Origin of the sequence: Acinetobacter radioresistens DSM 6976 = NBRC 102413 = CIP 103788 (assembly GCF_006757745.1) — a bacterium.
GTDB lineage: Bacteria > Pseudomonadota > Gammaproteobacteria > Pseudomonadales > Moraxellaceae > Acinetobacter > Acinetobacter radioresistens.
The window spans coordinates 1-9,388 of sequence record NZ_AP019745.1 but is presented as its reverse complement, the minus strand read 5'-3'; the positions used below and the strand labels follow the sequence as shown (position 1 = coordinate 9,388).

Below are 9,388 nucleotides of genomic sequence, written 5' to 3'. Positions count from 1 at the left end.
TTTATTTGTCTACATTATTACTTATGAATATAAATCTATAATAATAAATATGCAGATTAATGCAAGGTAAACGTAGTTAAATCTACAAAAAAAATAATGTAGATTATTGGTAGGTAAACGTAGTCATATTGGTAGGTAAACGTAGTCATATTGGTAGGTAAACGTAGTCATATTGGTAGGTAAACGTAGTCATATAAGATCTAGAAGCCTTTATTTACAAAGTCTTGAGCATGTCTAAAAGCATTTAAAAGCTTTAAAAATAATTAAAAGCCCAGGGAGTAAAAAATTGCCCTTGGTTTTCGCTACGCTCAAACTCTATTGAATCTCGCTTTCGCTCGATTCGTTGGGGCAATTTTTGGTTAATATTTTCGTGACTTTTAGAAAAAGCAAAAGCAGCTCGGAATTCGCTTCGCTCATGAGCTTTTTTTCTCGCTACGCTCGGTTTATGGATAGGGAGCTTGTAATCAGGGAAAGGGATGGGCAAATTTTCTCAGTTCGCTCGTAGACACTCGCTCTGTTTAGCGACTCATGCCACGAGATTTCATTCTAGGCGCATGTTGCTGTGCTTTGAGTTGTTGTTCTTGTCTGAGTTTCAGCTGTTGTTCTGCTTTGATCTCATTCACACATTTTTTAATGACTTGATAGGTTGAGTATAGAGTCTGGTATTGCTTGGCTTTGGCCGGATGTTGTTGTTGGTACTGCTTCCAGGCATGTTCTTTGAACTTTTCATTTTCCAATAAATCCTTTACACCATGTTTTTTCTGGTGTTCATGCTGACCTTTCAGCTTTTTGTGTTCTTGGTAAATCGCATCACGTTGGGCTTCCCAGGCTTTTTTTCCAAACAGTAAGGGTTTGTTCTGGGTTAATTCGTTGTGTTGATCGACCAGGCTTTGCAATTTGTCATGACTTTGCTTGAGTCGGCTCTTCACGATGTCCTGGGCAAGCTGCTGATTGAACTCGTTTTCATGTTTTTGCATCTTGCCGAAGGTGTTTTCGGCCTTTTTAAAAACATCCTGCATAAATTCTAGGTCTAGATTTGCGTCTTTTGCGCTGATTTCGCGATTTAGCACTTTGCCAAGGGTTTCCCTCTGTTTTTCTTCAAACAGGGCTTTTTCGTCAATTGGTGGCGTTTTAGCACTATTTTTGATTTGGATCTGCTGTTCAGTTTTTAGTGTATTGAGTTTGATCTCATTTTCAGCAATCAGCAGATCCATATTTTTGCCGTATTGCAACTGAGCCTGATTTCTCTGTTTGATTTCGTCATTGCTTCGGCTGATTTCGGTCTCAATCCCTTTTCGGCGCAGTTCGGTGACTTTCGGCCCTTCGTGCAGCGTGGCTTCTAAACCATTCTCCTGGTCTTTGTAGCTGCGGTGGTCGACTCGGGCAGTGTATCCAGCCAGATCCAGGTGCATATTGCAGATATCGGCAAAGTGTTCGCGCCAGTGTTCGATTTCTCCACTGTGTTTCTGATCCAGTTCCCGGGTTTTCTCGGTGAAGCCTTCCGGAGTAAGTTTGCGTGTGCTCATCAGGATATGCGCGTGATAATTGCGTTCATCACTACCAGATCCAGTATGCGGTGCATGAATACAGGCATCGACGGCCACCTGATGTCTGTCCACGATACTGGCGCATAGCTCTTCGAGCATGGCCAGGCGTTGTTCCTGATTTAATTCACTTGGAAAAGCGATTTCAAATTCTCGGGCAACTGTCGAGTTTTTTCGGGTTTCCCGTTGTTCAACTTCGTTCCAGAGTCTTTCCCGGTTTTTTAAATGTTCTGGTGCGCCTTCGGGTAAATAAATTTCTTTGTATTCCACACCAGTTTTTCGGCTGTAGTCATGTTCTCGGCCTTCACGTTCGCAATAAATCTTTTCACCGGCCCGATAGGCGATTGCAGCAGTCGCGGAACGCCCTGCTGATCGTGCTACGGTTTTGACTGAAAAGTGGTAAATCGCCATGCCTTTTTTTCGCTTTTAAATTTTCACGTAGTGAAATACAACCGTGGATACGGTTGTCGGGGTATTGGGGTTTCCCCAATCGGACTTGCAAACGAAGTTTGCATAAGTGCGCTCTTCGAGGAAAACATTACTATACATATAGCACCTTGAATGCATATTCAAGTGCGCTTATGTTAGGGATGGTTTCCCAGGATGATGGTATTGGATTAATGAGTATTACTGAAACACTAGACAGCAAGATTAAGGCACAGGAAGAAAAGCTAAAACAGTTAAAGGCTCAAAGACAGGCAGCACTAGCAAGAGAACGTGCTAAAGAGAAACAACAGACTCGTAAAGATGATACTAGACGCAAAATTCTAATCGGATCCTGTATGCTAAAAATCACTGAAGAAGATGAACAGGCACGGGCTAAATTGATCGCTCAGATGGACCGGTATTTGACGGATGAAAGAGACAGAAAGTTATTTAATCTTTAATGTAGAACTCTAATATGAATAATTTATCAATAACTTCTCCCAAGGCTCCCTTGATTAAATCTTGGTTTGGTTTTGTCTTAGGTGCAGCATCTGTTGCTATAAGTCTATTTGGCTTATCCAAGAGTTTTGATTTAGCCGGAATTTTAAGTACTTTGGGTTTTTTATGTTTTTGGTATCCTTGGAGTCAAATGACTGGTTGGAAGGATCCAATAAAGAACTTTTTCAAAGTAGATGATCAATCAATGAGTAAATCATGCATCTACTTAACATTGATCGCCACAATACTACTTATAACTTCTACCGTGATAACTTTTATTAATTAAAATTCTAGGAAATATCCATTCATTTGGCTTTATACAAAGTGAGGTTTTTACCTCACTTTTTTGATTGCGTATAAGAGTTTTTATATTAAATCAGTTTTTAGAAGCTTAATCAGTAGTAGGCACATACTTTGTACCCTGCTGAATGAATCCATCAATTTTTTTTCTAATAGCTCTCATAGCTTCTGGATTAAACTTTATACGACGATTATCTTTAGGGCCAAATATATCGTCATGATCGAGCATGAAGCGTAAACTAGCGACTGTATTGATCTTGCCATCAGTCGTAACTTCTTCAAATACAATAATAATTAAAGGGTCACTTTCTCCGGTCTTCAATAGACGTGCATGATAAAGACCTGTATACCACGGGGATGAGTTAGGAGTCGAATTTGTATCTTTCGCACGACCATATTTTCGGTCTGCATCCTCTGTATAAATTTCAATAAAGCCTTGATTTGTCCATAATTCAATAAGAGCTTCAAGATCTTTAAGATATTCTTCTACGATATCGTATGTATATCCAATTGATTCACTGATTTCAAAAAAGAGGTCATGTAAAAAGACCTCTGAAATTTCCCGACGTTGAACTGGTTTATTAGGCAGTTGCGACATTCTTTTTTGAACGTTCCTTGGACTTTAAGAAAGCTTTACGAAGATTTTTTCCTATCTCTTCACGAGTTGAGGCACTAACCTTAGTACCACCAACACCGTTACCGAGCTCTACCAGAGCAAGGATAGCAGGATTTACTTTTTCGTTAGTATTTAGCATTTTATTACCCCTAAAGGAGTGCATGTATAATAGAATTATATTATTAAATACTAATAATAGCTACTAAGGTACTCTCAACAGAAAAATACAATTTGCCATTTAAGGTTCTTCTATATCTATAAAATTATATTTTTATATTTTAATTTGGCTAAAATTAACATAAAACGGATTATGCGAAGTACATTTTGATAATAAAAAACCCCAGCATCCTGCCGGGGTTTCTCATATTGGGTTGCTAGGTATGACTCCTGTCTTACCTCACGTTCCTGGTGCGATCTTTCTTATTCTTGTTGTTTGGAACATCCTGTTCTCTATGACTTCATCATAGGAAAATTCACCTATCCTGGATAGCCGCAAAGGGCCGAGTTTTATGTGAGCCAAAGCGTACAAAATAGCCTAAATTTCATCCACAGTAATTGGGGATAGTTTTCGCCCTGGAAGAGCTGAGAACATTGGGAAAATGCCAAAATTGAGCATTTTTTAGACGATTTTATTGGCGAAAGATTACAAAGTTGCTTAAAAAACACACGAGTTGTTAAAACGTCTGTTTTTTGATCTTTTGGGTTTTGGATTTATTGAGTTAACTATTTGATAAATAATACTATTTAAAAAGGCGTTTCGTATAACGCCCATTATGTTAAATGGGGTAAGAAACTATTGATTTATTATAAAAAAACGTTCAACAGCCAACCAAGCGGATAACGCAAATTCATCTCTGTATTTGGAAGGCTGATCAGAAATTTTTTCGAGTAACCAAGGTTTTGCATAATGTTCAGCTGGCCCCATAATTAATGAAATAATCAAGTTGAGCTGTAATTTCTTGAGTTCTTCTAACGGGTATAAAGACTGCAAATGCTGAAAAATAGCTTTATTCCTTAATTTATTTTTCTCATTCAATTCATGTTCATAGATACTATTCGAAACGTAATGTCTTACTGTCATTTGAAATCTGGCAAGTTCCACATTTTGCTCTATCCAATCAAGATAGCTATATACAAGTGCAAAAATAAAATCTTTTATGTTATTGATATTTTTAAAATATTTTTCCCTCTCAAGTGACTGATCATCCAATGCTAAAAAATATAAATTTGCGATGATGCCTTCTTTTGTACCGAAATGATAATAAATCGCCCCCACACTGGTATCAGAATTTTCCCGGATTTGCTCAATGGTCGTGGCTTCAATCCCATTTTGATTAAAAAGCTGTAATGCCGTCATTAAGATTTCTTTTTTTAATTGTTTCCGTCTTCCAGCGTAGTGCTTTTCAAAAATCGCAATGCTATTCATTTCAAACACAGAATTTATAGAAAACAGAATCTTAAATGAATTATCAGTCACTTGACAACTACCCAAAACAGAATAAAACTCAAAAACAGAATATAGTTCTAATTTAAAAAAACAATGAGATTAAATAGAAGGATGAGTCATGAGTACACTGAACATATGGAAAAAACTGTCATCTAAACCTTGTGGCAAGTGGGCATTTTCCAAAGCGTTATGTTTTAAGGCACCTTACTTTGCCAGTATCAGTCCAAAATTTGAGGAATTGCGTCCTGAGTTTTGTAAGGTCAGTATTTCAAAATCTCGAAAAGTCACAAACCATTTAGGCACCGTACATGCCATTGCCATGTGCAATATGGCAGAGCTATCAGGCGGTACCATGACTGAAGTCACTGTCCCTGCAACCCATCGCTGGATTCCTAAAGGCATGACCGTTGAATATTTAAAGAAAGCTACAACGGGGTTGGTGGCAACAGCAACACCTGCAACATCACTAGATTTAACGCAACCGAGTGAATATCTGGTCAATGTTGAGGTTAAAGATCAGCTTGATGAAGTTGTCTTTAAAGCGGTCATTACAATGTGGATTTCGCCAAAAAAGGCGTGATTGCGCTGATTCATTCATGATTCATTCATGATTCATCAAAATAATAATTATGGAGTTTGAACAACATGACCTCTCAAAAAAGAATGCTGATTACAGGGCTGTTATCTGGCCTTATTTATGGTCTTTGGACGTATTATATTAACTTTGGTGCGGATAATGTTTTACTGTCTGCATGGACGCAAGCAATCAATAGTTTTATTGGTGGTTATATGGTTGCGGGTTTAGTTGAATTTTCTTACAAGGTCATTCCTGCACCCTATAAATTTATGGTTTCCGCATGTGTTCCCTATGCTTTACTAATGATCCTTTATGCTTTTATTCATAATTACATTGGAACGAAACACGTTTTCTATACGATCCTACCGAACATATTAATTGGTTTTCCATATTTTTTCTTATATGTTAATAAGTTAGAGAAAAATAGTGGCACTGTTGTAAATATTCCACAAGGATAATACATCTGACTATTAAGCTGATCATTTATATAAGGTGGATTGTTTTAATAGTCGAGGATTTTTGCTTCTTTTACACTCCGATCAATAAGTTTAATGATCTGATCGGGATTTTTTAGCCAAATACTATGTCTATTGCCTTTCAAATGTGGGGGTAATTCAATTTGTTCTAAAACATGATGATGAAACATGTCTGCTAATTTTTTAGTAGACTTTAGAGGGGAAAATTGATCATCTTTTATATTAATAAACAAACCTTTAATTGCATTTTTCCTAAGTTCTATACCTGAAAAACTGTAATTCCCTGTTAACACAGTGTGACACCAATTATTCATCAGGCTTTTGGCTTCCCTATACCCAAAACCAATCTTGTAACCTGGGAAAAAACCATAGGCTTTAGTCAGCGCTTTAAACAATAACACTGCACTTAGTATTTTAGCCCTGCCTGTCAGATTCCAATTCTTATAATGAATGTTTCCTGAAGCAATCACGACGATTGGCGTATTATTTTTTAAGGCATATAAGCTAGCAAGATGCCCCCCTAAACTATGTCCTAAAAGGACAAAGTCCTGTGTATCACAACTTTCAATCAAATTGGGTATAAAGTACTGAAGTAAATCCGCATAGTCATAATCGTGCTCTTTAGAGATTTGAGGAATATTCTCTCCACAACATGGATAATCAGCATAAATCACTGAATAACCATTATTTTTAAGCCCCATGATCAATTTTTCATACTTTTTAATGGGGACACCAATCGCAGGTAATAAAATAAAAGTTAAATGTTTATCCTTACTACTTGGGCTTATCTTATTCACTTTAACCGTATAGGCATCTTTAAAAGAGAAACTGTGCATCCGTTTTAATTCCTATATGGATTCAAGTGAATCATTAAGGGTAACCCTAGATTTTTTAGAAAGGCTGTACGTGAATTTGGATTGTTCTTACTTTCAGCTTTTATGAGCTCAATAAAAGTTTTATTAAAGTTTTCTCTTGGATAATTTTCTATAATTTTTTTCTTAAAAGGAGAGGGTAATTTGTGAAGTTGTTCACCAATCACATCACACGATGCACCTTGCTGCAAAAGTAGGACTTCATTGGGGTGTGATGGATCAATATAACCATTCATATGAATGCAAATGGCATCTTTGATGAGCAGTGTCTTATCTTCATCAAAATTGATCTGTGCTGCTTTATACGCAAATTGATCCGCACTTTCATGTGTAAAACATTTACAGCCTTTAGTTTCTAAATGAGGTTCTGTTAAACCAATGTCATGGAACAAAGCCGCTGTAAGCAGTGATTCTGGATCAAAAGTTTTATTCTGAATTTGGCCTAAAGCAGCTCCCCAAAAATAGGTTCTCCAAGAATGATTAATGATCGGAGAACTCGCTTTTGATTCGAGTTCTTCTATAGCCAGTTCAATCATTTTGGTATCTGGAACGATAATTTGGTCGAGATTTATATTTTTATTTAACTGTTTTTTATATAAATTTTCTTTGATTGGTGTCATTAGGCTGGGTATCAATAGGGTATTAAATAATTTAATTTTCTCCTTAAACGATAATTTCCCATTTGCTTTCACAACCCATGAATAGGTCCCTATTTTCGTATGATGCATTGTTTTTAGCTCTATTTAGAGTAATTACTCTAAAATATAAGATCATAATACTTTTTACAATATGTTTTACGCTTAGAACATATTAAATGCAGAATAGTAATTTAAGATTTCCTAAAATTAACATAATACACGTTATACGAAATCATTAATAAAACCTTAATATAATCAATGTATTATTCTGTACAAAAAAGCCTAAGAGACCACTCTTAGGCTTTTTCAGTGATTTTTCGTGTTCCACGCTCAATAACTAAGCAATGTTCCACAAGTTTATTCAGTTTTAATAAACCTCATCCAGTTTTTTGATGAGTCATTATTTCATGTGCTTGCACTGAAATTGGCTCATCAAAAAACTGGAGTCCTGGCTAACCATAAGGAAGGAAAAAACGGCTCAGGAAACCCCTTTTTTTAGGTTCAGGCTCAACGTGTTCTGGAACAGGGATACGTTTATTGTCTTTCTGAGGAGTAGTCAATCCGTCATAGTTTGACTCAGTCTGTGGCCGAGGATCTGTTGCTATATTCGAATTAGTAGATTCATTTAGTTGATTAATATTTTCTTGTTTTGGCTGTTCTAAGGTGCCCTTAAACTCAATTCTATGAGTAAGATCTTCAATATGTTGCATCAAAGACTTTTCTCTTTGATTTGCTAACTCTAACTGATTTTTGAGTAAAGAAATTTGATCTTTTAATACATTTTCAACTTCAGATTGAACGTGTACTTGTACATCCTTTTGAACTTGTTCAGTACGTACACTGGACTGAACACCGACTGGATTGCCATAAACTCTGATAAGTTCAGACAAGTCTATAAGTCCATCATGATCTCTTGATAATTCACCACTTTTTAAAGCCTCGTATATTGTTGTACGTGATTTTTTAAAGGCTTTACTTGCGTCCATAACGCTAAATTTTGTTGTGTTCAATGGAATCCCTCAGTACGTGTACAAGGATGTTTATGTGAACATCCAATCTGAACATGAAGTTTATTTTGTATTAAAGCCTACTTTTTTTAGATATGGGAGTAGTTCTTCAAATTTTTGTGGATCTCGTAGCATTTCAGAAATTCGAACTGCAAATTGTGAGTAGCTTTCAGTACCTTGAGAATATTTATTCATCTCTGGAAGCTCAGACAGTTTACTGGCAAAAAGATGACGCTGTGCATCGGTAAATTTTGAGAAAATCTCAAGAGCAGTTTGCTCTTTGTTATGAGCTATAACGACTTTTTTCAGTTTAAAGTTGAATGAAAAACCAGAAATATTACGTCCCTTTTTATGTTGCTGACATTGGACGTTAATATCCGTGTGTTCATTAATTTGGGCAATAGCTAGATTTAATACTCGATCTTTGAAATTTCCCATTCTTGTATATTCATCATCAAGAACGCCTATTTTTTGTCTGAACTCTGCTAGTTCGATAATTGGAGTTTGACCCGTACTACGCCAAGCAATTAATAATTCATACAACCGCACTGCATAAGCACTGCTGAGATTACTAATCTGTTGTAACTCATATTTAGTGAATTGTTCTTCTAAACGTGTAATAAGTGGCACGATTGCAGGGGCAAATATTAACTTTACTGTAGCCTCATCATCGATATATCTAATCTCGCTCACCCAGCGACTTAAAACATTCTCTACATTTCCTCTTTTATTAATTTCTTGATAGCTAAATTGACGTACAAATAGATCCTTACAAGCATCTTTTAACGCTTGGTAAGCTGTTTGTCTTGCAACATTAAATTGATTTACATAACTCTCAGCATGCACTTCTAAGGGGTCATTTGCATTGATTCCTCGACCACTATCTCTTGCTTCGACGATAGCTAATAAGATCAAACGTTGTTCTACTAAGTCTAAGTTATAACTCGCATTAATTAAGGCATTATCTTTAACTACTAAGTCCCGCAT

Annotated in this window: 12 protein-coding genes; 4 read left to right on the top strand and 8 right to left on the bottom strand. The window is 36.3% G+C overall.

The features are described from left to right. Window positions 1–518: 518 nt before the first annotated feature. On the bottom strand, window positions 519–1,955 hold the full coding sequence (gene mobQ / locus ACRAD_RS16305) for a MobQ family relaxase (protein WP_005021664.1): 1,437 nt from the start codon (window positions 1,953–1,955) through the stop codon (window positions 519–521). Between the two features lie 209 nt (window positions 1,956–2,164). Here mobQ and ACRAD_RS16300 point away from each other — a divergent pair, with 209 nt between their 5' ends. Further along, window positions 2,165–2,431, top strand: a complete 267-nt coding sequence (locus ACRAD_RS16300) for a mobilization protein (RefSeq protein ID WP_121980254.1) — start codon at window positions 2,165–2,167, stop codon at window positions 2,429–2,431. Between the two features lie 14 nt (window positions 2,432–2,445). Continuing rightward, a complete protein-coding gene (locus tag ACRAD_RS16295) occupies window positions 2,446–2,754 on the top strand; it encodes a hypothetical protein (RefSeq protein ID WP_001061745.1) in 309 nt (102 codons plus the stop codon). A 105-nt stretch (window positions 2,755–2,859) separates the two neighbouring features. Here the strand turns inward: ACRAD_RS16295 and ACRAD_RS16290 are convergent, their stop codons facing one another. The 3 genes from ACRAD_RS16290 to ACRAD_RS16285 all read right to left on the bottom strand — a co-directional run bounded on the left by ACRAD_RS16290 (window position 2,860) and on the right by ACRAD_RS16285 (window position 4,861). Further along, on the bottom strand, window positions 2,860–3,366 hold the full coding sequence (locus tag ACRAD_RS16290) for a hypothetical protein (RefSeq protein ID WP_005021663.1): 507 nt from the start codon (window positions 3,364–3,366) through the stop codon (window positions 2,860–2,862). Beyond that, window positions 3,350–3,523, bottom strand: a complete 174-nt coding sequence (locus tag ACRAD_RS16550; RefSeq protein ID WP_005021660.1) for a hypothetical protein — start codon at window positions 3,521–3,523, stop codon at window positions 3,350–3,352. Before ACRAD_RS16550 ends, ACRAD_RS16290 begins: the two co-directional genes overlap by 17 nt. Before the next feature lie 654 nt (window positions 3,524–4,177). Then, window positions 4,178–4,861: a TetR/AcrR family transcriptional regulator gene (locus ACRAD_RS16285; protein ID WP_016801469.1), complete on the bottom strand. Its 684-nt coding sequence runs from the start codon at window positions 4,859–4,861 to the stop codon at window positions 4,178–4,180. Window positions 4,862–4,949: 88 nt separating this feature from the next. Between ACRAD_RS16285 and ACRAD_RS16280 the strand changes: the two genes are divergently transcribed. Both ACRAD_RS16280 and ACRAD_RS16275 read left to right on the top strand, forming a co-directional pair. Continuing rightward, entirely contained in the window at window positions 4,950–5,411 is a 462-nt protein-coding gene (locus tag ACRAD_RS16280) for a hotdog fold domain-containing protein (protein WP_005021656.1), read from the top strand. 65 nt (window positions 5,412–5,476) lie between these two features. Continuing rightward, window positions 5,477–5,866 (top strand): hypothetical protein, encoded by a 390-nt coding sequence (locus tag ACRAD_RS16275; RefSeq protein WP_005021653.1) that lies wholly within the window; start codon window positions 5,477–5,479, stop codon window positions 5,864–5,866. 44 nt (window positions 5,867–5,910) lie between these two features. On the opposite strand, the gene ACRAD_RS16270 is transcribed toward ACRAD_RS16275, so the two are convergent. The 4 genes from ACRAD_RS16270 to repM form a co-directional block, all read right to left on the bottom strand. Then, on the bottom strand, window positions 5,911–6,720 hold the full coding sequence (locus ACRAD_RS16270) for an alpha/beta fold hydrolase (RefSeq protein WP_005021652.1): 810 nt from the start codon (window positions 6,718–6,720) through the stop codon (window positions 5,911–5,913). 5 nt (window positions 6,721–6,725) lie between these two features. Further along, complete coding sequence (locus ACRAD_RS16265) at window positions 6,726–7,484, bottom strand: HD domain-containing protein (RefSeq protein ID WP_005021648.1); 759 nt, start codon at window positions 7,482–7,484, stop codon at window positions 6,726–6,728. A 362-nt stretch (window positions 7,485–7,846) separates the two neighbouring features. Next, window positions 7,847–8,404: a plasmid replication DNA-binding protein gene (locus ACRAD_RS16260; RefSeq protein WP_262447208.1), complete on the bottom strand. Its 558-nt coding sequence runs from the start codon at window positions 8,402–8,404 to the stop codon at window positions 7,847–7,849. A 60-nt stretch (window positions 8,405–8,464) separates the two neighbouring features. Then, window positions 8,465–9,388 carry a replication initiation protein RepM gene (repM, locus tag ACRAD_RS16255; RefSeq protein ID WP_005021644.1) on the bottom strand — a complete coding sequence of 308 codons (924 nt, stop codon included), beginning with the start codon at window positions 9,386–9,388 and terminating at the stop codon, window positions 8,465–8,467.